We start from the raw sequence: 23645 nt of genomic DNA on the forward strand, positions 1-23645 counted from the left end.
GTTTTTTTTATTTTCCGGGAAATTTGTCGAAAAATTTGTAAACTTTATCATTGACGAAAGAAAAGAAGTGTCACTATAATAAAAATACTTAGTAAACATAAATGTATAAAAAGTATAAAATATAAATTCAGGAGGAACACGTAATGAAAAAAGTAATCATGATCACTGGAGCTTCAAAAGGTTTAGGTAAAGCGCTTTCCCTATATTTTGCCCGGGAAGGATATAACTTGGCGATATGTGCAAGAAACGAAGGTGCCCTTCAAAGTGTGGAGAATGAAGCGGTTCAGCTTGGAGCAGACGTTCTCGCGATAGAAGCAGATATGTCAAAGTCAAAAGATGTAGAACGATTCGTAGCACTGACAGAAGAGCATTTTGGAGCAATAGATGTGTTGATCAACAACGCATCCATCATTGGTCCTAGCCCAATTCCTTATTTGCTTGATTATCCTGAACAAGATTTTGAAGAAGTTCTTCGTGTTAATACGATCGGACCATTCTTAGTCACAAGAAGAGTCTTACCGATCATGCTTCAAAAACAACAAGGAAGCATCATTAATATCACATCAGAGGCGGGTGCAACTGGGTATGCGGGTTGGGGAGCTTATGGCATCTCAAAATTTGCACTGGAAGGGCTAACAGAAACGTGGGCAGATGAAGTAAGTGATTCTGGTGTACGTGTGAACATGGTTGATCCTGGCGAGATGGATACAGACATGCATGCACGTGCTGTACCAGACTGTGATTATGAGCTTTCAAAACCTGAGGATCTGACGGCAGTTTTTGGATACTTGGCATCAGATGCATCCTCACTCATTACAGGAAAGCGATTTGAAGCACAGACGTTTCAGCTTGAGGGGAGTGAGTTCTAATGGAAACAGCGATGAAATTTGAGGTTCCAGATGAACTAAACGCAAAAGAACCACCAGAACGCAGAGGATTACGCAGAGATTATGTAAAAATGATGGTGCTTCATAAAGACACTGGAATGACCAATCACACTCAGTTCTATCAACTAGATAGGTACTTGAAAAAAGGTGACTTGCTTGTACTTAACGCGAGCCGAACAGTTCCAGCCGTTTTAAAGAGTCGTATAGAAGCAGATGGCACTAAGGTAGAGATCCGACTGGCTCATAGAAAGAATGAATCGACTTGGGAAGCACTTCCTGTTAGCGGAACTGTAAAGAAGGGTGATATCATCCGTTTTTCGCCGACATTAACGGCTACTATTATAGAACAGTCAGAAGATACACCTTTTGTATCATTAGCATTTAATCTATGCTGCTCTTCGCTGTTTAACCAAATCTATGATTTAGGAGAGCCTGTCAGATACGAATACATTCAGAAGCCTTGGAATTTGGATTACTATCAAACGGTTTTTGCAACCATTCCAGGATCTGTTGAGATGCCCTCTGCTGGAAGGGCGTTCAGTTGGGAGCTTCTGTTTCGGCTTCAGAAAAAAGGAGTTAGGATCGCTTATATTACGCTTCATACGGGTCTAAGTTATTTGCTGGATGATAAGTGGCATAAAGGACCGGACAAAAACTTTGAAAATTATCATATACCGAATGAAACGGCTGACCTCATTTCTGAAACGAAAAACAATGGAGGTCGCGTGATCGCAGTTGGTACAACAGTTGTAAGGACGCTAGAGACAGTGGCACAGCATAACGGAATGGTCCATGCAGATAGTGGGTGGACGAATCTATATATTACTGAAAATACGAAACTGGCCGTATGTGATGGGTTGATTACAGGGATGCATGAACCGGAGGCGAGTCATCTGCAACTGCTTTCTGCATTCGTAGACCGATCCAAGTTATATAAAGCTTACAATGATGCTATTCAAAAGCGCTACCTCTGGCACGAGTTTGGCGATATGAATCTAATTCTGTAAGTAGGTGAATAAGATGCTGCATCATATCGGGCTGTATGTAAGTAATATGAAAACGTCGTGTGAATTCTATGAAAAGATTCTTCCTATTGAAAAGAAAGAAAGTTTCATGTGGAACGATACAGAGCTCGTTTTTTTAGTAGGAGAAGGATACAAGCTTGAATTGATGCCTAATTCAGGAAGTCACGTGGCACGCAGTCATATTGCATTCAGCGTGACTTCTGTGACGGAAAAAATAAAGGAACTATCTTGTAAGGAGATCTTTTTAGAAGAAGGACCATATGACCTTCCAAACGGTTGGAGAACTGTTTTTTATGATGGCCCAGACGGAGAAGAGATTGAATTTATACAAACGACTAAACCTTAAATCTCTAGTTTTTCATCCCAAAAAAGATTAGAAGATAATATATAGATAAGTTAATAGGAGTAATGAAATGATTAAAGGACTATATGAAGCACATTTACCGGTAAGTAATCTTAAAACGTCTATAGACTTTTATAAGAAACTAGATTTAGAGATCGCTTATCAACAAGAAAATTTAGTGTTTTTCTGGATTGAGAAAGGAAGAAGTTGGTTGGGATTATGGGAAACGGAAAAGGTTAAAACACCCTATCACCCATCGTTAAGGCATATCGCTTTTCAAGTTGATAAAAATAGTATGTTAGGTATTAAGGAATGGTTAGAAGAACGGGCTATAGAAGTCTCTACAAATTTTGGATATCCACCAGAAAAACAACCATTAGTATTACCAAATAACCCACATGCTCACGCAGCCATTTATTTTAAAGATCCAGACGGAAATAGCATCGAATTAATTGCTCCTTTAAGACTGGATGCCAAAGAAGAATTTAATATGATGACATTAGATGAATGGAATAAAACAAAATAAATGATTTCTACTACAAAGATGCACAGTAATAAAGTGAGAAGCAAAGTTAAGGGCTATATTCTAACTATGAAAAGCTCTCATTAAAAACGGACCATCTGGAATTTCAAGCTCTCTATAAGCCTTAAACAGATTTGTTTGGTCGTAGGCTACAGATTTAAATTCAATCTTAAGATCCTTTTCATCAGTGATATAGATGATGGCATATCGAGCTTCGGCAACTTTATTACATCCTAGTGCACCTGGATTCACTAAATAAGTTTGATTTATCTTATAGTCATGAAGGATATGATGATGTCCAAATCCTATAAAATCATAGGTAAGTGAGCCCTTAAAAAGCTCTTTCATCGCTAAAGAATCCGGTTCACTAATAATTGGCATAAAAGGATCTTCAACTATTGGAGATTCTTTTTTTCCTTCCTTGAAGGGATAGTGTGTGAACAGAAAACGGAAACCATCTTCTTCAACTATTAGCTCTCGGGGAAGCGTGCTCAATATATGAGCATAAGTATCTGTTAGCTGGTCAGCAATCCATTGATGATGTTGCTTTGCATGTCTGTGACTCTTCGGGTGAGGCAGACCATATTTTAACGCCAAAATCGATTCATCATGATTTCCCGTAACCATCATAATAGACGGCAGGTTACATAACCGTTCAAGCACCTCGTTTGTAAACGGACCGATTCCAATCATGTCACCGCCGCTAATAAAACGAGAGATTCCTATACGTGTAGCGTCATCAATAACAGCTTGAAGTGCATCCAAATTACCATGAATATCTGTAAAATAAGCAAAAAGAGGTTTCAACATATTTCCACCTTCAACAAATTATCTTTTATAATAAAATAAAGCTGCTTCTTTGCAAAAGACTAGGAGGTTAAAGATATGAGTGTGAAGCTTGGTTTTATTTTAGATTGTATGATTATTTTAGCTGCTTTGGTAAGCATTTTTTTCTTAATCTTCATAGGTGAGTGGAGCAGCATATTTTTTATTTCATGTTTAATCCTAGGGCTTAGCTCTATAATTAGAATATCAAAAGAAGTAAAAGAAGGATTTAAATGAATCATTATAGACACAAAAAAACATAGCCCCTCACAAAGGGGCTAAAATTATTTTAAAAATCGCAGCAAATCACCATAGATGATTCGATCTGACTGATCGAGTTCCTCTTTTGCCTGTTCGATATAAGGCTTACATTTTTCCTCTTCTACAGGTGCTCCGAAAGGTTTTACATAACACGTTTCATTTGTATAAATATAGTCGTCTGTTACGAACGAGCCGTTGCGGAGAACGGTTAATTCATGATGTTCTTTTGAAAATAGATCCGTTCCAAAATGAACGTCATCCTTTGATTCAATACCAAGCAAGTGTAGCAGCGTAGGCTTTAGATCAATCTGTCCACCGACCGTATCAATCTGCTTGCCTTTTTTTCCTGGGACGTGAATGAATAAGGGTACTTGCTGCAGTTCTACTTGATTGTAGGCAGTGAGTGTCGCTTTGCTCAATACATCGGCCATCGCTTCTTGATGCCGTTCTGATATCCCGTAATGGTCTCCATATACGACTACCACTGAATTCTCATATAATCCCGAGCTATTCAGTTCTTCAAAAAACTGGCTCAATGCTTCGTCCGCGTAGCGAACGGTTGTAAAATAACGGCTAACCGTTCCATCTTCTACAGGGTAAGGCTCAATCCACTGTTCTTTTTCATTGATCAAATAAGGATGATGGTTCGTCAAGGTAATAAATCGAGCATAAAAAGGCTGAGGAAGCTTCTTTAGATATGGCATGGATTGCTCAAAGAAGGGTATATCTTTGAGGCCATAGTTTATCGAGTTTTCGTCTGTAACGTTATAGTATTCCTCACTATAAAACTTGTCATAGCCCATTGTCTTATAAATAACATCCCGGTTCCAAAAGCTTTTATTGTTCCCGTGAAAAACTGCTGAATAGTAGCCGTTTGATTTTAAAATTTCAGGCATCGCGTTGTATTCGTTCAATGGATGGGTTTGAAAAACAGCACCCCTTGGCAGTGGATATAAGGAATTATCAATCAAAAACTCAGAATCTGATGTCTTTCCCTGACCTGTTTGATGATAGAAGTTATTAAAATAATAGCTGGATTTAGCAAGTTCGTTTAAGAAAGGTGTCACTTCTTCACCGTTAATTTCATAATTCAGTACAAAATTTTGAGTAGATTCGAGAGAGACCATGATTAAGTTTTTTCCTTTGGCAATTCCATAGAGCTCAGGGTTATTAACGGTTTCTTTTTTCACATTCTGAAGAATTTCCTCTGCATCCATATTGCTTGCTAGTGCTTTTTGCATAGAAGACTTTGATTGGAGCATGATGTCGTACAGATGATAATTGAAGGTTCCTAAGCTCTTCACAAGAATTTCTCTATCAAATGTACGAGTTAAAAGTTGCGGCCGGTTTATTTCTGCAAGGATTAAATGAACAGATAAAATAGCAATACCGTATAAAAATAATTTTCTCCGGTCCACTGGTCTTAATAGATGATCAGACTTCCATCTCGTCTGTTTTAATAGATAAGCTAACAGAAACAGATCAACAAAAAAGAAAATGTCTGTGAAATAGATCAGTTCATAAACACTGTTTCCGATATCACCAACATTCTTTGTTTGAAACAATACCGGAATCGTAAGGAAATCGGTAAAGAATCGATAATAGACGACGTTCGCATACAAGATAAAGCTATAAATTAAGGAAAGCCATAAGATGATTCGTCTTCTTTTAGCAGGTGAAGCAAAGTTAGCTAAACAAAAATATAGTACGAGAAAACTTAATGGATTTAAAAATAATAAAATTTCTTGCAGGAAATGATCGATAGGCAGCGTAAATGAAACTTTATAAACAATATATGTTTTCAACCAAAGCAAAGAAATAGCCAGGAAGATTGCTGCGTGTTTTGTTTTAGCGTTCATAGGTATAACCCTCCTGTAGTGAGACGGAAATCTTTACCATTGTAGGCTATTTCACGAAAGATTAAAAGTGATAGAGTACCTTTTTTTAAGTAGAGGGTAAATAGGAGAAATCATGACATCACCACAAGGCTTGCATCATATCGAAATGAACGTACAAAATCTAGGGAAAACGAAGATGTTTTATGAATGGCTGCTGCCGGAGTTAGGCTTTTCTCTTTTTCAAGAGTGGGAAAAAGGTTTTAGCTACAAAATGGAGTCTTCGTATCTTGTTTTTGTACAAACAGAAGAAATATATAATGATATACCTTTTCACCGAAAGCGTTCAGGACTTAATCACCTGGCCTTTTGGGCTAAATCACGTGCGCAAATAGAGCACCTTCGTGTACAATTGAAGAAGAAAAATATTTCCTTTTTGTATGAGGATAAGTTTCCTTTTGCAGGTGGAAAAAATCATTATGCTTTATTCTTTGAAGATCCAGATCGATTAAAAATTGAAATCGTTGCGCCGAGGTGAATGAAGATATGATAGAACAAGAAAAAGAAACAAAGCAAAAAAATGAATGGGTAAGCTGGCTAAAGGCGATTGGCTTCGCTTTAGTCTTTGTATTCATCACAAAAGCCTATTTCTTTGCTCCATATATGGTAGAAGGTGCATCTATGTCACCTACTCTTCATGATCAAGAAAAGCTGTATGTTAATAAAATTGTTTATGCGTTTTCCGAGCCACAAAAAGGCGATATCGTCATCATTAAAGGTGACGATAAGCGGTATGTAAAACGAGTGATAGGTTTAGAAGGGGACATCATTCAAATGAAGAGTGACGACCTCTATGTTAATAATAAAAAAGTGAAGGAATCTTATCTACAGGAAAATAAATCGGAAGCGAAAAGCTTGGGGGTGTATCTAACAGAAGACTTTGGACCACTTAAAGTCCCAAAAGGAAAAGTTTTCGTAATGGGTGATAACCGTCTGAATAGTATGGATTCACGAAACGGACTAGGTTTAATTGAAACGAAAGCAATTGAGGGTCGTTCAGAAGTCGTCATCTATCCATTTTCAGAAATGCGTGCAACACAATAACAAAAGTGCAGCCCGGCTGCGCTTTTTATTTTTTTAAAAAGGAGTATGTGAGATGAACCGATGCAAGTGGAGTGAAGAAAGTGAGATGCTGCAACAGTATCATGATAACGAATGGGGTCAGTATGTAGCGGGAGACAATGCATTGTTCGAGTGTTTAACACTAGAACTATTTCAATCTGGTTTAAGCTGGAAGACCATTCTTCATAAAAGGGAGAACTTTAGAAATGCGTTTTCACAGTTTGAGATAGAAAAGGTCATGCAGTTTGGTGAAAAAGAGGTTGAAGGTTTACTAGAGGATTCTGGGATTGTTAGGCATAGAAAAAAGATTGAAGCGACGATTGAAAACGCAAAGAGAGTCCACGAACTTGTAAAAGAGTTTGGTAGCTTCGAAGAGTTTTTAAAGCAACTGCCATATGAAACAGTGGAAAAGCAGAAAGTGCTGAAAAAGACATTTAAGCACGTCGGTTTAACAACGGCAGAAAGCTTTTTAGAAGCTACTGGCCGAATACAAGCCTCACATAGTGAACAATGCTTTAAGGCATCGAAATAGAGTCATTTCATATTTGTCCTGCATAAGCTAAAGCGGGAGGTATGATGATGCCTTATGAGATCTATATTTCAACAACACGAAAAAGACTTGCCCTCGTAAAAGATGGGAAAGTAATCAAACGATATCCAATAGGTGTCGGGAAAATGCTAACACCTACACCGACCGGAACCTATACGATAATTAATAAAGCACCAAATCCAGGCGGACCGTTTGGAGTCATGTGGATGGGACTCTCACGTCCGCATTACGGGATACATGGCACAGATACACCATCATCCATCGGAAAAAACGTATCCAAAGGATGTGTGCGAATGCATAATAATCATGTTTTAGAATTATCGAAGATTGTGCCTATTGGGACGAAGGTGGTTATTAGGGCATGAAAAAAAGAGCTCATACTTGAGCTCTTTTATTATTTTGCGAAAGAAATACTCTTTACACTTGGAAGTTGATCATTAGCCTCTACTAATGAAGTACTTGTAAAAGCAATTGCACCAATAAGAACAAGCCCTAAGATTAATTTTTTCAAACCGTTCACCTCCTTATAATATATGCTTCCTTGCATTATTAGATATCCTATAATAATGACTTGCCTTTTTGTATTGTCCTTGATCAAAATAAAGATCTGCTAATAATTCTGCATTAGCTGCTAAATATTCAGTTGTGTTTAATTTGTCGAAAAAAGGTATAGCTTCCTTAGATAAAAATTCTTCTAAGTCTTTAGATGAATTATTATTAGCATAATGAATTTGAAGTTCCAAAATTTTCATATGATAGAAATACTCATTATTAACAATGGCATCATTTTTAATAATGTCATATCCCTTATTTATCCAATCTAAGGACTTAGAATAATCTTGAATATTAAAATATTCTTTTGCCGCTAAGTATATTGTAGAGATTACCTGTATATTAATATCATTTAATTCTTGCTTTAATTTATAACTTTTTAATATATAATCTATAGCTTTTTTAGACTCTTTTTTGCATGAAGACACATATCCTAAGTTGTGAAAAATAATTGCAGTAGTAGATTTGTCATTAAATGCCTTTGAATATTTTAATGCATGATTTAAATGATATTCTGCCTGTTCATAATTACGCACACGTCTATTATTTATGGCTAGCAAAATATGACAATCGGCACTTCTACTATAATTATATTCTTTATCGAAAATTGAAATGGCTTTGTAAGCATAATAATTTACTAGAGTAATCCGGTATAGTTGACCATAATAAAGAGCTATCTGGTAATAAAGTACGGCCTCTTCGCTCTCTTTAATATTAACTTTCCTAAACAATGCCTCACATTTTTTAATACTATCGAGAGCTTCATTATATTTATTTAAAAAGAAGTTATACATTGCTGTGACTTGGAAAAAGTAAAATTCTAGTTCAGATGAAAATTGTTCTTGAATTTGATTTAAAGAGTTCAATTTTTCTTGGGCTTCATTAAGTTGATCTGTTACTAAGTAGTATCGTGTTAAAAATAAGTCAAAGCGAATAAGAATTTCAGGATTAGAAACTTTTTTCATTTTCTCGTGGAGAGCAGGATAGTATTCTGTAGCTTCTTCAAACCTACGATTAACCATCATCATATTCCATTCATTTAACATCTCAAGTATCTCATTGTTATCAGCTTCCTCAGGCGAAATACCTAGACGTTCGCAAAGCAGGTTAATGACTTCTTCGCTTGATTTGGCGTCCCCTTTCTCAATCTTGCTCAAGTAGGAAACAGAGCAAATTCCCTGTGCCAGTTCTTCCTGGGTTAGGCCTTTGGTTTTTCTATAATATCTTATTCGTTGACCGACCATAAAATCCCCCTTTCAGAACTTGGGAAAATTGTCATGCAGAACCCCCACTAAACAAGTATCTATCCTACTATTTTTCCCAATACAGAATAAATGGAATGTCTGATAAGATAAATATAACAGAAAATACAAAGTTTTTGCTAGAAATTGATAATTTTGAAAAGAACGTTTTACATAAATCCTATGTCAGCACGGAGCCGGCGTCAAATTTGAAGGGAGAGAGTACTATGGCTAAAATGTATCAATTATCATCACGAACTGCAGAGAAAAATCAATCGCTGTATGTCTCACGTGATCCTGAAGTGGCCGGAAGTATAGTAAGAAATGAGGAAGGCGCTTTTGCCTACTCCGAAGTATTCATGGACAAACAGAAGAATTACTGGTTCTCCAAAAAGGTAGATGATCAGTCAAGAGACCACAAGCTCTTCATCTTTGACCATAAAAACGGCTGCTTGAAATCTCAAGTTATTAAGGGACAACCCAATTTTTACGAATTCGAATCGAGTGTTGTAGTCGCTTGTGAGGGTGATGGTTCAAAAGGCTCAGTTTTAATCTTTTCTAAAGATGGCCCAGAGTTAGTTAAAGAGTGGAAAGTGAATGGGTTCCTTTGGGAAGTAGAGATGAACCAAGATGTTCTCTATATTTCTTCTTATATTGTTGAAGAAGATCAGGCGGTTCTCTACATCATCCGTAACGGTAAGAAAAAGCGCATAAATTTAGGAAGCAACATGGCACCTACTGATATTTTATGTCATGAAGATCTTGTATACGTGTCAGGTGCGCCAGTTCTTAACGGAGATCCAAAGAAAATCATGGTGTTGAATGACAAAGATAAAGTGGTTACAGAATACAAGCTATCCATTTCTCCTCGTGCTCTTTACCAAGTAGATGACCAGCTATTAGTCTATGAATTGGATCTTGCAACGGGAAAGAGCGAACGAATCGTATACATTGATATGAAGACTGGTGAACAAAAGGAGCATGATATTCCTCATTCAAAGATCGTAGAATGTACGGATGATTCTCTTTCTTTGTTAGAGCAAAACAGCAAGACGCTCTATACTTGGGACCATTGTAAATGCCGAATCGTAAATACTCAAAAAGTAGCCGATCAAACTCAAGTCATATAGTTGGAAATTTAAAGTCATATAATTGTAGAAAAGTCCTGTGATTATCTCGCAGGACTTTTTTTTCATGTCCAGAAAATAGCTGTAAAGGGGGAATAGATATGAAATGGGAAGGTGCTAGTTGTATTTGTATGAACGATGGAAAGTTATTGATGGTTTTACAAGGAACAGCCGCTGAGGAGAAGAAGTGGAGTATTCCTTCTGGAGGCAGAGAAGGGAACGAGAGTCTTGAAGAATGCGCCATGCGAGAAGTGTGGGAAGAGACGGGATATGTCGTGAAAGTTACTAAGAAGCTACATATTAAAGAAGGAATCTCTCAAAACATCCATTTTAAAGTTCACTATTTTTTAACAGATCTAGTGAGCGGTTCTTCGGTCATCCAAGATCCGGATGGTTTAATACACGATATTAGGTGGGTATCCTTGAAAGAGTTAGAAGTACTTACTTTATCCTTTCCAGAAGACCGAGAACTTTTACAAAGCTATCTGGCACCATCTGAAAAAATAATCTAGTGTTTGTTCTCATTTTTATAAGGGAACTCTAATGGAGGAGGTTGGCAGTGAAACCGATATTCGCAGAAAAGGAAGACCTTAACCGTTTGTTGGAATGGTGTAGTGACGCTCCGGAATATCATAAGAAACTTTCTCAATATTTAGAGGGTCATGATGATGCAACCGTTGTGATTGTAGAAGAAGAGCATGAAATTATAGCGATTGCCTTATTAAAGGTACAGGAAACCGAAAAGAAGGGTTACATCTGGATTTATTCAAAGAATAGAAATCTGCAGAGTCATCCTGATCTCATACAATTCTCACTAAATTGGTTAAGAAAAAAAGGTGCAAAAGAATATACCGTTATTTAAAACGATCAGTATACAAAGGATGGATGATTTATGGAAGAAATGAGTGTTTACGGTTGGAAGTGGCATCGTCATGAGTGTCACGAAGAAACTATTCATGACTTGATTGCAAATACGAAAGGCTGCAAAAATTGGCTGAGTAATATTAAAGAAGATAAAGTCAATTATTTAAGAATTGAAAAAGACAGTGACGGTGATCAAATTGTTCGTGGATCTCTCACGTATAAACAAGATCCGAAGAACCAATCTGATTTTGAGGTATTTCATTTTTATATCCGTCCCAAATCCTTAATAACAGTAGGATTAGATCTCTCACGTATCCAAGGAGACAACCGTGAAGCGTGTGATCATTTGATTTTAGAAGAAAAAACACCTGTGGAAGGTTTTATCATACTGCTCGGTGAATTGGTCAATTATTTCTTGGATGGTATTGATGCATTAGAAGTGAAGCTTAAAGAACTCCAAAGGGATGTTCAAAGAAATAATCATACGAATTTATTAAACAGCATCTATGATCGACGCATTGAGTTGATCAACTGGAGCGATTTAACACTCCCCGTGCATGAAACACAGATGGCCATTAAGGAAGCTTTTCTAGATGAAATCACGGAAACACGCGCATATAAGCGAATTGAAACTAGGATCGACCGAACAACTTCGCTTCTATCTCATTACAGACAAGACATTGATACTTTGTTAAACCTTGAAGAAGTTCTTTCTTCTCATCGTGGAAATGAAATTATGAAAACACTCACTGTATTTACCGTTATTTTCACTCCTGGAATGGTTTTAGGGGCAGTCTGGGGTATGAATTTCAAGAATATGCCTGAACTTGATTGGAAATTCGGTTACCTTTACGCTATGATCTCAATCGTTGTCTCCACATTAGCTATATATATTTGGCTAAGAATGAAAGGGTGGACGGGAGATTTATTAAGAGGAAAGAAAAGCAGAAAACATTTTGACTAAATAAACTGAAAATATGAACGATATATAAAAGGAAACAGGCGGATTTTGTCGAACGGTATCAATTGATAAAACGCTTGTTTTTTTATGGCGAATATTACTAGATTTCATTTTGATTTCAACCATAAAAGAAACAAAACAAACAACGAAGAGATATGAAGATTAAATGACTAACGGGAGCGGAATTAAATGAAAAAACTTAGCCTAATTCTTGTTTTTTCACTGGTTATGCTTGTGAACACACAGTTTGTTCAAGCGACGGGGGAGAACACACCAGATATTAAAAGCGAAAGCGCTGTAATGATTGATGCGAAAACAGGAGATATTTTATATCAAAAAAACAGCTCGGAACAAATGTATCCAGCAAGTATTACAAAGATCATTACAGGGATTCTGGCTATAGAATCAGGCAAGTTGGATGACTCTGTTGTTGTAAGCAGCGACGCAGTGAGAGCTGAGGGGACACGAGTTTATTTGATGGAAGGTGAGCAAGTACCACTGAAAAAGCTTGTTCAAGGACTTTTGATCAACTCAGGTAATGATGCAGCAGTTGCGATTGCAGAATACGTGGCAGGCGACGTAGAAACATTCGCAGACCAAATGAACGAGTTTGCAAAAAAAGTGGGAGCAGATAACACTCATTTTGTTAATCCGAACGGACTTTTTGATGAAGAACACTATACAACAGCCGAAGATATGGCGAAGATTACTCAATACGCGATGAAGAATGAAGAATTTCGTGAGATCGTATCAACAAAGGAACTGCCTTGGGTCGGAGAAGGCTGGGAGACGACGTTAAGAAATCACCATCAACTTTTGTGGGATTATGAGGGTACGATTGGTGTAAAGAACGGATATGTTGATGAATCCAAGCATACTTTAGTTACAGCTGTTTCTAGAGATAATCTTGATGTTATCATCGTTACTCTAAAAGCTCCTACGAGTCGAGCGGCATATTGGGACACGATGGCACTTGGGGATTATGGATTTGCGAACTTTGAAAGACAAACATTATCTGCTGGTACAAAGATAGAAGCGTTAAACGGAAAGACTTATCCGTTAAAAGAAGATTTGGCTGTTACCTTGCCAAAAGGAGAAGAACCGGTTCAAGAAGTGAGTTCAGATGGAGAGCTTCAACTAAAAGATTCTTCGGGACATGTGTTACTCTCACATACATTATTTAAAGAGAAGGAAAAGGAAAAAGAAGCTTCCGCAACTGTCGATAGTAAATCTGTTGAAACAGTAGATTCGACGTTCATGCAATCTGTTGTGAAGGCAAGTATCTTCTTATACAGTGGACTGCTGCTCTTGCTCGCGTTCCTAGTGATCTTAAGAATGCGAAGTCAAAAACACAAACATAAAAAAATGAGACAAGTTGCACGCAGTTATGTGAAATAAAACCGTCAATAGGCGGTTTTTTGTTTGTAAAAAATAAAGTGAGCTATGCAAAGGTGTTTTGAATTCCAACAAACTATAGGATAAAAAGCTTTCATAGTATATAATTACATTAAATTACAAAATTCGACAATTGGAGTTTCAATCATGATACGTAATATACAGCTAGCTCAGCTATTTATTGTGGGGAGTGCCTTCATACAGGCTCTCCATCATTTTTTTATAGAACCATTAGAAAGTTTCTACACCTTTCTTTTCTTATTTTTAATTGGTTTTCTTCCTGCATGGGGAGTCAACCGTATACAAGAACAATACACAAAATTGGCTTTTGTTATGTGCAGCATCTATATTGTTTCGATTTCCTACTATTTCGTTACATATCCGATCGTACAGGCTGCTTACTTCTTTTTGCCTGTATCTGCTCTACTTTTAAATGATAAGAGGCTATATTATGTTTCAAGTATAGGTGGCTTGATTTCATATCTATTTTTATCGAACGAACCACTCAAAGACTATCTGGCGTTTATCTCGATTTATGTGATTTTCTGTTCACTTTTGTTCATGGCGCAGAGAATTGTTTATCAATCTGTTGCAGAAAAAGAAGCGATTCAGCAAGGTGTGAAAGCATTTTCGTTAGCAGTTGAAGCGAAAGACGTTTATACACAAGGACATTCAAAGAGAGTGGCACTTTACGCCATGATTCTTGCCAAACATGGCCAATTCAAAAATGTAGATTGGCAAGAGCTTGAGTTGACAGCTCTCATTCATGATATCGGAAAGATTTCAACACCAGATGCCGTGCTTTTGAAGAACGGAAAATTAACACAAGAAGAGTACGAAATTATGAAAAAGCATCCTGTTGATGGGATGATGTTAGCAAAATCTTTCGGATATTCGGACCGTGTTTTAACTGGAATTCTTCATCATCATGAAAGATACGATGGTCTAGGCTATCCACACCGTTTAAAAGGAAAAGATATACCGATTTATTCTCGTATCTTAGCAGTCGCTGATTCTTTTGATGCGATGACGAGTAACCGTGCTTATCGTCAAGGATTGACGCCTTGGGAAGCAAAGATAGAGATCGAGAACCATTCAGGAAAAATGTATGATCCATTTATTGTGGAAGTCTTTATGCGCGCTTATTACGACATGCTTTTAATCTGTGAAGACAATTCGGAAAATATTTTGATGAGTAACTCCGCGCATCAGGAGATTGCTTCTGGATTAAACGAAGGAAAAAACGGCTGAGACGAAGAAGATAATACAGGTAATTATTATACATAGCAGGAGGAAAGAAAAGATGAATGCGACAGTTTCCTTAACAGAGACGTTACTCGAAGAATTGTATGTTGTGGTTCGTACGACCAATCAATTATTAAAAAAAGCAGATCCTTCTGTTTACGATTTTCGACCTGTTGAAAACATGCGTTCTTTTTTAGAACTAGCCAATCATTTGGTTCAGATTCCTCATATCGACTTAGCGATATTACAGGAAAAATCAGAGCAAGAAATTCGTCAGCTTGAAAAGAAGTTATCAGCAGAAAATGTTACAGAATTAACTCATGTTTTAGAAGAAGGGTATCATCTAGCAAAGTCTTATTTTTTATCTCTTTCCGAAGAAGATTTTCTTAAGAAAGAAACAAAGGCGTTTTATGCTGAAAAAGGTGCTACGCAAGCAAGATGGCTAGTGGAAATCGTAACGCATAGCTACCATCACCGTGGACAGCTGTTTACTTATCTAAAACAGACCAATCATGATGTGAATATGTTTGATCTTTATTAAAGTAAAGGATAGAGCTCTAAAAGGGAGCTCTATCCTTTTTTCTGTGGTTAAAGCTTACTAAAATCAACAATTTATTAAATATATTGCTTTTCTTTCTGCCAAATTATTTCACTTAGATTCGACTTCTACACTTTTTTCCTGTAATATGGATGGTTCAATTTAAAAGATGTTGTTAGTCGAATTAGCTAGCAGGAAAAATAGAGTCTTTATTGAATCTTTTATGAGATAAACATTTTGTCATTTAAATACATCCAAGAGGTGATGTTTCATGTATACCGTCTTTTCTACGTTCGATGTTCCAAATGAAAAAGCAGACGAAGTAATAAATATATATAAGAACCGTTCTAGATCAGTAGATAACGCCGATGGTTTTGTTGATTTTTTATTGCTTCAGAACGATAAACGGGCGGGTGAGCTTACCGTTCAACTTATTTTCACTTCAAAAGAAGCTTATCTAAAGTGGGTAAGAAGTGAGGAATTTAAGAAGATTCATGACCTTGAAAAGAAATATCCTGATCAAGAATTAGCAGCTGTCATACCCACAGTAAAGCAATATAAGGTGGTTGCCAAATGACGGAATTTAACATAAATGTTATGGTAGAAAGAGTAACAGAAAAAATTTACCAAAAAGATCCTTCTCTTGTCGAAAGATATGGTGACAAGGGGAGAGCGAAGTGTATAGAAGATAACCATCATCATTTTAAGCACCTAGAGACGGCATATGAACTCGATAATAGCACGTTCTTTATCGATTATGCGATCTGGTTAGATGGTATCTTACAAAAGTTTGGGATGAGTACACAGCTTTTAATGGATAACTTTGATTTTATAATAGAGGTTTTGTTAGAAGAACAGGAAAAACAAACGTTTGAAAATACCCGTGTTGGTATTTATATTCAATATTTAAAACAAGCAAATGATGTTCTATGCAGTAAAGTGGAATCACACTAGAAAAAGGAGAGGTCCCATCCATGGCTATTTCAGAAGCTGAAAAGTTGGCGCGTCTGTTCTTAGAAGGAAATCATGCTGAGGCATTGCGTTTCATCAAACAGCAGCCAGACCAAAATCGAATGGTTTTGTTTCGAGACCTGTTTACTCCTGCAATGTATATGATTGGAGACCTATGGGAGAATAATGAAATTTCCGTCGCTGATGAACATCTAGCAACAGGAGTTTGTGACTTTGTTCTTTCTAGGCTGTTTCAAGTATCAGCAGATGAAGCAACAAATAAAAAGAAAGCTATGTTTTTATGTCTGCAGGGAGAACAGCATTATCTCGGTATCAAGATGATCAATAGTCTTTTTGATGAAAAAGGCTGGGAAACAAAATATTATGGAGCAAGTCTTCCGTTAGAATATGCATTGAAATCAGCACTGCAATGGAAGCCTGAAGTCATCGGGTTATCCGTTTCCATCGTATATAATCTACCGGTGCTAAAAAATTATGTGCGTGCACTCGCAGCATTGCCGAATAAACCTGATATTTTAGTAGGCGGAAGGCTAACTGAAAAATACGATCTAGAACCATATGTAAATAAGCAAGGAATCATTATCAAAAATCTCCAACAGGTAGAAAAGTGGCTGGATGAATATACCGAAGAGAGGATTAACGTCTACAAATGAGCAGTGTCCTACCCGTACCATACGTAAAGATAGATAAACAAGGAGTTATTCTTAATAGATCCGCAAAAGCCATTGAGTTGTTGGACTTGCAGACTGAAACGATTCGGGACTGCTTTGACGAAGAAAGTCATAACAAATTAATGAAGTATATGATGCCTTTTGAAGGAGAAAAAACGTTTGAAGCAAATATAAAGGCGAGGAATCACCCTTTCTTGCTTTGTGATATATCTGTTTGTTGGGAAGGGGAATTTGCTCACGTTGTTTTTATCCCAATTGGAAAGCATGTTCAGGGGCTTGAAGATAAGCTTTTAGAACTTAGGCTGCGACTATCTTCTACAGATTTTGAACTGTTTGAGAAGAAGGAAGCGCTAGAAGATGCGATGAAACGGCTTGATGAATTGTCTGGACCGTTCATACCGATCTCTGAAAAGATGGCGTTTGTTCCTCTGTTTGGGGATGTGAACGAGAGCAAGATGATTACCGTTACAGGGAACGCTCTTAAAGCGGCGTACGAAGGGCAATTTGAAGAAATCTTCTTTGATCTCTCTGCTACAGGAGAAATTGATGAAGGTGGCGTTCAGAAGTTAAGCGAACTGTTCCGCATGCTTCAATATATGAACGGAAAACCCGTAAAAATTATCGGCGTAAAGCCGAAGCATGCTAGGCAGCTGACTGCACTAGACGTGGATTGGCCCGTCTATTTTGAAACTTCATTAAAAGATGTATTGATCGAGCATCTTCAAATAGGAAAAGCACCTCAAGTGTGATGAGGTGCTTTTTGTTTTACCATCGTTTTTTCCTGCGATGAAGGGAAGCAAAAATGATTGGTGCAAGAGCCGCGCCACCGATCAATCCGAACAGGTGACCCATCACGTTGATTCTTGCATTCATGAACGTGGTTACTAGACTGATTCCTAACACAACAAGAAGAATCTGTGTGTTGGCTTGGTCGATATATTGACGATGGTTATAAAGCATATAAACGTAGATCCCGAACAAACCAAAAATAGCTCCTGAGGCACCAATATGTGCGTAAGAAAGTGGCAGCAAGAGTAACGTAGCAATATTTGCGATCAAACCAGCACCAAGATACCCGATAATAAATTTTACTTTCCCAAGGATTCCTTCGAGTGCAGGACCGAACAAGACGAGCGAGAACGAGTTGAAGATTAGATGACCTGCAGCCTCATGTGTAACAATGGGGGTAAATAAACGCCAGTACTCTCCAGCGGTGATGTAATAATTAGACCCGACCATAAAATGATACAAAGAGGTAGAAAAAGGGGTAAAATTAATAAGAAGAAACACGATAATGTGTGCAGCTACTAAAAAAGTAACAACAGGATAACGCCTAATAAAGGTCTGAAAGCTTTCATCTCTTATGAACATGGAAATAGATCACCCTTTTTTTATAAAGTGTAGGCTGTTTTTTCTTTCTCTTCGTTGAATGTTGATTGGAGTGAAAGGTGCGTGCCTACCATTTAAAGCAACTCCTTTCAAGGCATGCGACGAGGAAGCTAACTGCGGTAGCATTAACTTTTAGACGCAGTACTTCTTTGAAGCGTTCAGGTGAGACCCTTAAGGGCGCAAAGTGGCAAGGGGCTCACCGCCTGCCCCGCGGAAAGCGAAGCACTGAAGCGGAAATCAACTTCATACAAGAGCAACAAAGTTACAAAACAGCCAAATTTTCAAAACATACTATACATCTACCTTAAGTTTACCATGTGTTGGTAGATAGGGCGAAAGATATAGCTGTAAAGGAGTTTTTATAAATGATTGTAGGAACAGGCATCGATATGATCGAGCTAAAACGAATCAAACAGGTTGTTTCTCACCAGCCTCGATTTTTGGAGCGGGTGTTAACACCGTTCGAACAAAAAAGATTTTCTTCTTTAAACGGCAACAGAAGATTTGAATATCTTGCAGGGCGTTTTGCCGCAAAAGAAGCAATGGCCAAAGCTCTCGGTGTTGGAATCGGCGCTGAACTTTCATGGCAGGACATGGAGATTAAATCAGATGAAAAGGGTAAACCGTTTCTTACTTCCCCTTATCCATATTTATGTCATCTTTCCATCTCTCATACGAAAGAATACGCGATCGCACAAGTGGTTTTAGAAAGCTCGTCAAGCTAGTCTGCATATTGTCCAGGGTTGTCTCATATATTGTAATGCGGTAGAAGGGGTAGTCCTTTGCAAGGTGCAGAGAGTTGGTCCCCCTTCAATGTCGAAATTACTTTGGGACAAAGGGGATGGCAAAAAATGAAGAAAACACTGTCAATGATGTTGACGGCGTTCATGATCGTGTTGGTTCTGTCAGCTTGTGGTGCACAAAGCCAGAACGATGTTTTGGATTCGTTAGAAGAAAGAATGGAATCCATGACAGGTTACAAAGCGGAAGCCAAGATGACATTGAGCACAGGAGAAAAGCCACTGACTTATGATTTAGAAATTTGGCATAAGAAGCCGGATTTTTACCGAGTCAGCTTAAAAAATGCTGAAAAAGATCAAAGCCAGATGATACTGCGTAACAAAGATGGAGTTTTCGTTCTTACGCCAGCTCTAAATAAAAGTTTCCGTTTCCAAAGCGACTGGCCAGAAAACAACAGCCAAGTTTATTTATTCCAATCTCTCATCTCGGACATTTTAAATGATACGGACAGAGGGTTTAAATCAAAAGAGAAAAGCTATGTCTTCCATACAAAAACAAATTATCAAAACAAAAACCTCTATCAGCAAGAGATCACATTAAACAAAGATCTTGATCCGCAACAAGTACGAATTATGGATCAAGACCAAAAAGAGCTTGTTAGACTGGATTTCTCAAAGGTTAAGTTCAATGCAAAATTTGATAAGAACTCTTTCGATATGGAGTCGAACATGAGCAGTGCTCAATTTGAGGTTCCTACGTTCTCAGGTGCTGGAGAAGAGTTCGAAGTGCTGTATCCGACTTATACAGCGAACTTAAACATCGTAAATGAAAGAGAAGTGGCACAAGGCGCAGATGACTCCAAAGTAGTATTGAACTATGCGGACGAAGATAAATCATTTACATTGATGCAGCAGAAGAACACAGCTGTAGAAACAGCTTCACGCCTAACGATGTCGAGTGGAGAACCAGTTGATCTGGGCTTTACCGTTGGGGCGATGACGGATCAATCGATCACATGGAATTTTAACGGTGTAGATTACTTGCTCGTCTCCAATAATCTCGGTCAGGATGAGTTGATGGCGATTGCACGCTCAGTGAGCGGAGAGGCGATTAAATAATTTCTACATTATATATAGGAATTGATAGAGCAGGCTGGCGAAGACGCTAGCCTTTTTTGTTTTGAAAGCGGGTATGATGGATTTAACACGTCCGTAAATTGTCGAGAATTGTAGACTCGTGGATAAAATGCCAAAACTTTTGGAATAAGAACGAAAACTCGTGGATAAACTCTAAAAACTTTTGGATTGCACACACATATTTATGGATTGAAGCGATAGGATGCTTACATAATTGGCGGTAAGAGGGTAAAATAGAAGGCAGTAATCTAAACTGGGGAGGCCAACATCATGGATAAACATCACTATTATCGAGACACTTGGGCGGAAATCGACCTAGATAAGATCAGTCAAAATATAAAATCTTTTAAGAGACATCTCCCTGAACAAAAAATTATGGCTGTCGTAAAAGCGAACGGTTACGGCCATGGAGCACTTCAAGTGGCAGAAGAGGCTGTGAGATCAGGAGCTGAGTGGCTAGCTGTTGCTATGCTCGATGAAGCATTAGCTTTGCGTAAACAAGGAATCACGGCACCGATTTTAGTTATGAACCGTGTACGTCCGGAATATGCTAATCTTGCGGCAGAAAATGAAATAAGCCTTACAGTCTTTCAAAAAGAATGGCTAATCGAGGCACAATCGCATGTAAAAGAAACAAAACATCAAATAAAGCTTCATCTGAAGATCGACACCGGTATGGGGCGAGTTGGATTTAAAGAAGAAAGTGAGCTGCAAGACGTAGCGCACTTCATCAAACAATCTTCTGTTTTTGAAGCAGAAGGGGTGTTTACTCATTTTGCAACAGCCGATGAATGGGAATCAGAACTTTTTGAGAAACAGAGAAAAAGGTTTATTAAATATATAGACTCGTTGCGATCATGGGGATTGAATCCAACCCTAATCCACAGCGCCAACAGCGCAGCAGCTCTCAGGAAAGTGAAAGGGCCATTCAATCTTGTTCGCCTCGGAATCAGCATGTACGGGTTGGCGCCATCTAACGAATTAAAACAAGACTTGCCTTTTCCGCTAGAAGAAGCGTTCAGCCTTCATTCCAGGCTCATTCATGTTAAAAAACTGATGCCTGGGGATACTGTAAGCTATGGAGCTACTTATACAGCAACAGAAGAAGAGTGGGTAGGTACACTTCCAATCGGCTATGCGGACGGCTGGCAAAGAAGATTTTCTCCAGGAGCCTCAGTGCTTATAAAGGGCGAACGGATGCCGATCATCGGCAGGATCTGTATGGATCAATGCATGGTCAGACTTCCAAAGAGATTAGATGTTGGTGAAGTTGCCACTTTAATAGGAAGTCAGGAAGCGGAAAGAATAGAAATGGATGAGATCGCACGTGTCGCCGAAACGATAAATTATGAAATTCCGTGCCTCATTTCTGCTCGAGTGCCGAGAGTTTATACAAAAAAGGGTCGAATTTTAGAAAATATGAATGTAATTCTAAATTTTTAGCAGAATATTAGAAGGACTATTGAAAATTTTGTAGAATAAATACTTTGAAATCGCTTTGCAAATGGATTATTGAAGTGATAAGATTAAATGTGGTTAAAAGGAATTTGATCGTAGTATAGCTTTGCGCTGGAGGTGTATGTTGTGTCCGAATTGAACACAAAACGAATAGTGATTAGTCTTCCTCAGAAATTACTAAGCGAGGTAGATCGTGTCATAAAGAAAGAGAATTTGGACCGCAGCGAATTTATCCATCAAGCTACTGAGATGTTTCTTCGTGAGCGGAAGAATAAGCGTCAGTTTCGTGATGAGATGAAACAGGGTTACATGGAAATGGCTAAGATCAATCTAACGATTGCTTCAGAAGCATTTATGTTAGAGGAGGAAGCCGATCATACCTTGGACCGCTTAGTTAGCGGGGTGTAGTCCTTGATAGTCAAACGCGGAGACGTTTACTTTGCAGATCTTTCACCGGTAGTTGGATCAGAACAGGGTGGGATTCGGCCTGTACTGATCATTCAGAATGATATCGGGAACCGTTTTAGCCCAACTGTTATCGTAGCAGCAATCACAGCTCAAATACAGAAAGCAAAACTTCCAACACATGTTGAAATAGATTCGAAAAAATACGGCTTTGAACGGGATTCAGTTATTTTGCTTGAACAGATCAGAACGATTGACAAGCAAAGATTAACAGATAAAATAACACAACTGGATGAAGACATGATGCGCAGGGTAGACGACGCATTGCAGATCAGTACTGGTCTGGTTGATTTTTAATTTTATAACATCATTTAGGAAACTGTCTGACGGGGATGTCTGGCGGTTTTTTATTTTATCAACAGATCTAATAAGGGAAACTGGAAGAACAGGTACTGTTTACCTTTCATGCACTAAGGATTCATGAGAGATTTCAGGGTTTGATATATGGAATTGAGAAGAAATAACTTTTTCAGTTTTAAGTTGCATATTGGTTCATCTTGCCACATAACAAGGAACCAACCCCTTATAATGGTAACTAGTATACGAATACTATTTAAATATTTTGTAAAAAAATACATGTTTAACAATCAGAATCTTGGGTTATATATCCAAAGTTAGTAAAAGAGTAAACATTGCACAATATATTCAGAAGTGAAATAATAGAAATTGAGACTACATGTAGTGGGGGTGCAAGAAAAATTGGACAACTTGATTGTACAGATGATTAATGAAAATCAAGAAACCCTAAAAAATAATTGGCTTAAGGAAGTTAAGCTTTTTAAAGAAAAAGAACTTGTTGGAACTACTTTGAAGTTTAGTGAAGAAACGGACCAACAGTTTTTTTCTATGCTAATCAAGCACATTAATTTTCATGATATTTCTAAAGACGGAACACTTGATGATTTTTTTGATCAAGTTCTTCATACAGGTTTACCATTAAGTTATTTAACGCAAGGACTACAAGCGGCACGCCGCGTTGTTCTAAATCTTTTAGTAGAGACGGAAAACGACAAAGAGAAGGTAGCAGCTGTTTACCGTGAGATCGATCGCTGGTTAGACCCGATTCTAAATCGCGTTGTCGAAAACTCCTCTCAAATATGGGAAAGAACTGTTTCCGTTCAAAAGACGGCATTATTAGAGCTTTCTGCTCCATTGATTCCAGTCTTCAAAAATATTAGTGTTATGCCTCTTATCGGATCGATTGATACGGAACGCGCGAAGCTGATTATGGAAAACCTTTTAAACGGTGTGATCAAATATCGCTCGGAAGTAGTGCTAATCGATATTACGGGTGTACCTGTCGTTGATACGATGGTTGCTCATCATATTATTCAAGCAGCGGATGCTGTGCGTCTATTAGGTTCTACGTGTATCCTTGTAGGAATACGTCCTGAAATTGCACAGACGATCGTAAGCTTAGGAATCGACCTTAGTTTGTTCCCAACGAAGAGTACGCTTCAAAAGGGTATGGAAAACGCTCTAGAAATTACAAATCAGCAGTTAATTAGCAATAAATAGG

The 23645-nt window shown here is 37.9% G+C and carries 30 protein-coding genes; 26 read left to right on the forward strand and 4 right to left on the reverse strand.

The window, feature by feature from the left end; genetic code table 11:
- Positions 1-143 precede the first annotated feature (143 nt).
- The 4 genes from HU823_RS20960 to HU823_RS20975 all read left to right on the forward strand — a co-directional run bounded on the left by HU823_RS20960 (position 144) and on the right by HU823_RS20975 (position 2781).
- On the forward strand, positions 144-869 hold the full coding sequence (locus tag HU823_RS20960; protein WP_197223266.1) for an SDR family NAD(P)-dependent oxidoreductase: 726 nt from the start codon (positions 144-146) through the stop codon (positions 867-869).
- On the forward strand, positions 869-1894 hold the full coding sequence (locus tag HU823_RS20965) for an S-adenosylmethionine:tRNA ribosyltransferase-isomerase (protein ID WP_197223267.1): 1026 nt from the start codon (positions 869-871) through the stop codon (positions 1892-1894). Before HU823_RS20960 ends, HU823_RS20965 begins: the two co-directional genes overlap by 1 nt.
- Positions 1895-1907: 13 nt before the next feature.
- Positions 1908-2258, forward strand: a complete 351-nt coding sequence (locus HU823_RS20970) for a VOC family protein (protein WP_197223268.1) — start codon at positions 1908-1910, stop codon at positions 2256-2258.
- Positions 2259-2325: 67 nt separating this feature from the next.
- Positions 2326-2781 carry a VOC family protein gene (locus HU823_RS20975; protein WP_197223269.1) on the forward strand — a complete coding sequence of 152 codons (456 nt, stop codon included), beginning with the start codon at positions 2326-2328 and terminating at the stop codon, positions 2779-2781.
- 60 nt (positions 2782-2841) lie between these two features.
- On the opposite strand, the gene HU823_RS20980 is transcribed toward HU823_RS20975, so the two are convergent.
- Positions 2842-3588 (reverse strand): metallophosphoesterase family protein, encoded by a 747-nt coding sequence (locus HU823_RS20980; RefSeq protein WP_197223270.1) that lies wholly within the window; start codon positions 3586-3588, stop codon positions 2842-2844.
- Positions 3589-3663: 75 nt separating this feature from the next.
- Between HU823_RS20980 and HU823_RS20985 the strand changes: the two genes are divergently transcribed.
- Positions 3664-3840 (forward strand): hypothetical protein, encoded by a 177-nt coding sequence (locus tag HU823_RS20985; protein ID WP_197223271.1) that lies wholly within the window; start codon positions 3664-3666, stop codon positions 3838-3840.
- A gap of 47 nt (positions 3841-3887) precedes the next feature.
- Here the strand turns inward: HU823_RS20985 and HU823_RS20990 are convergent, their stop codons facing one another.
- Complete coding sequence (locus HU823_RS20990; RefSeq protein WP_197223272.1) at positions 3888-5723, reverse strand: LTA synthase family protein; 1836 nt, start codon at positions 5721-5723, stop codon at positions 3888-3890.
- Positions 5724-5835: 112 nt separating this feature from the next.
- On the opposite strand from HU823_RS20990, the gene HU823_RS20995 reads away from it, so the two are divergent.
- The 4 genes from HU823_RS20995 to HU823_RS21010 are packed head-to-tail and all read left to right on the forward strand — an operon-like array spanning position 5836 to position 7736.
- On the forward strand, positions 5836-6237 hold the full coding sequence (locus HU823_RS20995; RefSeq protein WP_144704709.1) for a VOC family protein: 402 nt from the start codon (positions 5836-5838) through the stop codon (positions 6235-6237).
- 8 nt (positions 6238-6245) lie between these two features.
- Positions 6246-6803 (forward strand): signal peptidase I, encoded by a 558-nt coding sequence (gene lepB / locus HU823_RS21000; protein ID WP_137792112.1) that lies wholly within the window; start codon positions 6246-6248, stop codon positions 6801-6803.
- A 52-nt stretch (positions 6804-6855) separates the two neighbouring features.
- Positions 6856-7353 carry a DNA-3-methyladenine glycosylase I gene (locus HU823_RS21005; protein ID WP_197223273.1) on the forward strand — a complete coding sequence of 166 codons (498 nt, stop codon included), beginning with the start codon at positions 6856-6858 and terminating at the stop codon, positions 7351-7353.
- A 44-nt stretch (positions 7354-7397) separates the two neighbouring features.
- Positions 7398-7736 carry a L,D-transpeptidase gene (locus tag HU823_RS21010; RefSeq protein WP_370630160.1) on the forward strand — a complete coding sequence of 113 codons (339 nt, stop codon included), beginning with the start codon at positions 7398-7400 and terminating at the stop codon, positions 7734-7736.
- A 159-nt stretch (positions 7737-7895) separates the two neighbouring features.
- Here HU823_RS21010 and HU823_RS21015 read toward each other — a convergent pair whose 3' ends face one another.
- Positions 7896-9167, reverse strand: coding sequence for a helix-turn-helix domain-containing protein (locus HU823_RS21015; RefSeq protein WP_197223274.1), 1272 nt, complete (start codon positions 9165-9167; stop codon positions 7896-7898).
- 224 nt (positions 9168-9391) lie between these two features.
- Between HU823_RS21015 and HU823_RS21020 the strand changes: the two genes are divergently transcribed.
- The 11 genes from HU823_RS21020 to HU823_RS21070 all read left to right on the forward strand — a co-directional run bounded on the left by HU823_RS21020 (position 9392) and on the right by HU823_RS21070 (position 17686).
- The gene (locus HU823_RS21020) at positions 9392-10294 is read left to right on the forward strand and encodes a hypothetical protein (protein ID WP_197223275.1); all 903 of its coding nucleotides are present in this window, start codon (positions 9392-9394) and stop codon (positions 10292-10294) included.
- A 98-nt stretch (positions 10295-10392) separates the two neighbouring features.
- On the forward strand, positions 10393-10803 hold the full coding sequence (locus HU823_RS21025; protein WP_197223276.1) for an NUDIX hydrolase: 411 nt from the start codon (positions 10393-10395) through the stop codon (positions 10801-10803).
- A gap of 47 nt (positions 10804-10850) precedes the next feature.
- Entirely contained in the window at positions 10851-11153 is a 303-nt protein-coding gene (locus tag HU823_RS21030; RefSeq protein WP_197223277.1) for a hypothetical protein, read from the forward strand.
- 30 nt (positions 11154-11183) lie between these two features.
- Positions 11184-12119: a magnesium transporter CorA family protein gene (locus HU823_RS21035; RefSeq protein WP_197223278.1), complete on the forward strand. Its 936-nt coding sequence runs from the start codon at positions 11184-11186 to the stop codon at positions 12117-12119.
- A gap of 186 nt (positions 12120-12305) precedes the next feature.
- A complete protein-coding gene (locus HU823_RS21040; protein WP_197223279.1) occupies positions 12306-13514 on the forward strand; it encodes a D-alanyl-D-alanine carboxypeptidase family protein in 1209 nt (402 codons plus the stop codon).
- A gap of 144 nt (positions 13515-13658) precedes the next feature.
- Positions 13659-14762: an HD-GYP domain-containing protein gene (locus HU823_RS21045; protein ID WP_197223280.1), complete on the forward strand. Its 1104-nt coding sequence runs from the start codon at positions 13659-13661 to the stop codon at positions 14760-14762.
- 52 nt (positions 14763-14814) lie between these two features.
- Complete coding sequence (locus tag HU823_RS21050) at positions 14815-15297, forward strand: DinB family protein (RefSeq protein WP_144704737.1); 483 nt, start codon at positions 14815-14817, stop codon at positions 15295-15297.
- A 268-nt stretch (positions 15298-15565) separates the two neighbouring features.
- Positions 15566-15871, forward strand: coding sequence for an antibiotic biosynthesis monooxygenase family protein (locus HU823_RS21055; RefSeq protein WP_144704740.1), 306 nt, complete (start codon positions 15566-15568; stop codon positions 15869-15871).
- Positions 15868-16248 carry a hypothetical protein gene (locus tag HU823_RS21060; protein WP_144704742.1) on the forward strand — a complete coding sequence of 127 codons (381 nt, stop codon included), beginning with the start codon at positions 15868-15870 and terminating at the stop codon, positions 16246-16248. Before HU823_RS21055 ends, HU823_RS21060 begins: the two co-directional genes overlap by 4 nt.
- A gap of 20 nt (positions 16249-16268) precedes the next feature.
- The gene (locus HU823_RS21065; RefSeq protein WP_144704745.1) at positions 16269-16919 is read left to right on the forward strand and encodes a cobalamin B12-binding domain-containing protein; all 651 of its coding nucleotides are present in this window, start codon (positions 16269-16271) and stop codon (positions 16917-16919) included.
- Complete coding sequence (locus HU823_RS21070; RefSeq protein WP_144704748.1) at positions 16916-17686, forward strand: STAS domain-containing protein; 771 nt, start codon at positions 16916-16918, stop codon at positions 17684-17686. Before HU823_RS21065 ends, HU823_RS21070 begins: the two co-directional genes overlap by 4 nt.
- A 16-nt stretch (positions 17687-17702) precedes the next feature.
- Here HU823_RS21070 and HU823_RS21075 read toward each other — a convergent pair whose 3' ends face one another.
- Positions 17703-18308, reverse strand: a complete 606-nt coding sequence (locus tag HU823_RS21075; RefSeq protein WP_197223281.1) for a rhomboid family intramembrane serine protease — start codon at positions 18306-18308, stop codon at positions 17703-17705.
- Positions 18309-18691: 383 nt separating this feature from the next.
- On the opposite strand from HU823_RS21075, the gene acpS reads away from it, so the two are divergent.
- The 6 genes from acpS (at position 18692) to HU823_RS22230 (ending at position 23644) form a co-directional block, all read left to right on the forward strand.
- Positions 18692-19051: a holo-ACP synthase gene (gene acpS / locus HU823_RS21080; RefSeq protein ID WP_137792096.1), complete on the forward strand. Its 360-nt coding sequence runs from the start codon at positions 18692-18694 to the stop codon at positions 19049-19051.
- A 126-nt stretch (positions 19052-19177) separates the two neighbouring features.
- The gene (locus HU823_RS21085) at positions 19178-20185 is read left to right on the forward strand and encodes a LolA family protein (protein ID WP_144704754.1); all 1008 of its coding nucleotides are present in this window, start codon (positions 19178-19180) and stop codon (positions 20183-20185) included.
- A gap of 288 nt (positions 20186-20473) precedes the next feature.
- Entirely contained in the window at positions 20474-21646 is a 1173-nt protein-coding gene (gene alr / locus HU823_RS21090; protein WP_197223282.1) for an alanine racemase, read from the forward strand.
- 141 nt (positions 21647-21787) lie between these two features.
- Entirely contained in the window at positions 21788-22069 is a 282-nt protein-coding gene (locus HU823_RS21095; RefSeq protein WP_066390801.1) for a CopG family ribbon-helix-helix protein, read from the forward strand.
- 3 nt (positions 22070-22072) lie between these two features.
- On the forward strand, positions 22073-22423 hold the full coding sequence (locus HU823_RS21100; RefSeq protein ID WP_066239453.1) for a type II toxin-antitoxin system PemK/MazF family toxin: 351 nt from the start codon (positions 22073-22075) through the stop codon (positions 22421-22423).
- A gap of 402 nt (positions 22424-22825) precedes the next feature.
- Complete coding sequence (locus tag HU823_RS22230) at positions 22826-23644, forward strand: STAS domain-containing protein (RefSeq protein ID WP_286166508.1); 819 nt, start codon at positions 22826-22828, stop codon at positions 23642-23644.
- Position 23645: the final 1 nt, after the last annotated feature.

The sequence above is a fragment of the Fictibacillus sp. 18YEL24 genome, from assembly GCF_015903855.1.
In the GTDB taxonomy this organism is placed as follows: Bacteria; Bacillota; Bacilli; order Bacillales; family Fictibacillaceae; genus Fictibacillus; species Fictibacillus phosphorivorans_C.

Bases quoted from the DNA above. Each gene is read 5' to 3' on its own strand.
- HU823_RS21005 (WP_197223273.1), top strand. From the start codon at position 6,856: ATGAACCGATGCAAGTGGAGTGAAGAAAGTGAGATGCTGCAACAGTAT.
- HU823_RS20965 (WP_197223267.1), top strand. From the start codon at position 869: ATGGAAACAGCGATGAAATTTGAGGTTCCAGATGAACTAAACGCAAAA.
- HU823_RS21050 (WP_144704737.1), top strand. From the start codon at position 14,815: ATGAATGCGACAGTTTCCTTAACAGAGACGTTACTCGAAGAATTGTAT.
- HU823_RS21045 (WP_197223280.1), top strand. From the start codon at position 13,659: ATGATACGTAATATACAGCTAGCTCAGCTATTTATTGTGGGGAGTGCC.
- HU823_RS20970 (WP_197223268.1), top strand. From the start codon at position 1,908: ATGCTGCATCATATCGGGCTGTATGTAAGTAATATGAAAACGTCGTGT.
- HU823_RS21060 (WP_144704742.1), top strand. From the start codon at position 15,868: ATGACGGAATTTAACATAAATGTTATGGTAGAAAGAGTAACAGAAAAA.
- HU823_RS21035 (WP_197223278.1), top strand. From the start codon at position 11,184: ATGGAAGAAATGAGTGTTTACGGTTGGAAGTGGCATCGTCATGAGTGT.
- HU823_RS21025 (WP_197223276.1), top strand. From the start codon at position 10,393: ATGAAATGGGAAGGTGCTAGTTGTATTTGTATGAACGATGGAAAGTTA.
- HU823_RS21075 (WP_197223281.1), bottom strand. From the start codon at position 18,308: ATGTTCATAAGAGATGAAAGCTTTCAGACCTTTATTAGGCGTTATCCT.
- HU823_RS21015 (WP_197223274.1), bottom strand. From the start codon at position 9,167: ATGGTCGGTCAACGAATAAGATATTATAGAAAAACCAAAGGCCTAACC.
- lepB (WP_137792112.1), top strand. From the start codon at position 6,246: ATGATAGAACAAGAAAAAGAAACAAAGCAAAAAAATGAATGGGTAAGC.
- alr (WP_197223282.1), top strand. From the start codon at position 20,474: ATGGATAAACATCACTATTATCGAGACACTTGGGCGGAAATCGACCTA.
- HU823_RS21070 (WP_144704748.1), top strand. From the start codon at position 16,916: ATGAGCAGTGTCCTACCCGTACCATACGTAAAGATAGATAAACAAGGA.
- HU823_RS20995 (WP_144704709.1), top strand. From the start codon at position 5,836: ATGACATCACCACAAGGCTTGCATCATATCGAAATGAACGTACAAAAT.
- HU823_RS20960 (WP_197223266.1), top strand. From the start codon at position 144: ATGAAAAAAGTAATCATGATCACTGGAGCTTCAAAAGGTTTAGGTAAA.
- HU823_RS20980 (WP_197223270.1), bottom strand. From the start codon at position 3,588: ATGTTGAAACCTCTTTTTGCTTATTTTACAGATATTCATGGTAATTTG.
- HU823_RS21065 (WP_144704745.1), top strand. From the start codon at position 16,269: ATGGCTATTTCAGAAGCTGAAAAGTTGGCGCGTCTGTTCTTAGAAGGA.
- HU823_RS20990 (WP_197223272.1), bottom strand. From the start codon at position 5,723: ATGAACGCTAAAACAAAACACGCAGCAATCTTCCTGGCTATTTCTTTG.
- HU823_RS21055 (WP_144704740.1), top strand. From the start codon at position 15,566: ATGTATACCGTCTTTTCTACGTTCGATGTTCCAAATGAAAAAGCAGAC.
- HU823_RS21040 (WP_197223279.1), top strand. From the start codon at position 12,306: ATGAAAAAACTTAGCCTAATTCTTGTTTTTTCACTGGTTATGCTTGTG.
- acpS (WP_137792096.1), top strand. From the start codon at position 18,692: ATGATTGTAGGAACAGGCATCGATATGATCGAGCTAAAACGAATCAAA.
- HU823_RS21020 (WP_197223275.1), top strand. From the start codon at position 9,392: ATGGCTAAAATGTATCAATTATCATCACGAACTGCAGAGAAAAATCAA.
- HU823_RS21085 (WP_144704754.1), top strand. From the start codon at position 19,178: ATGAAGAAAACACTGTCAATGATGTTGACGGCGTTCATGATCGTGTTG.
- HU823_RS20975 (WP_197223269.1), top strand. From the start codon at position 2,326: ATGATTAAAGGACTATATGAAGCACATTTACCGGTAAGTAATCTTAAA.
- HU823_RS20985 (WP_197223271.1), top strand. From the start codon at position 3,664: ATGAGTGTGAAGCTTGGTTTTATTTTAGATTGTATGATTATTTTAGCT.
- HU823_RS21010 (WP_370630160.1), top strand. From the start codon at position 7,398: ATGATGCCTTATGAGATCTATATTTCAACAACACGAAAAAGACTTGCC.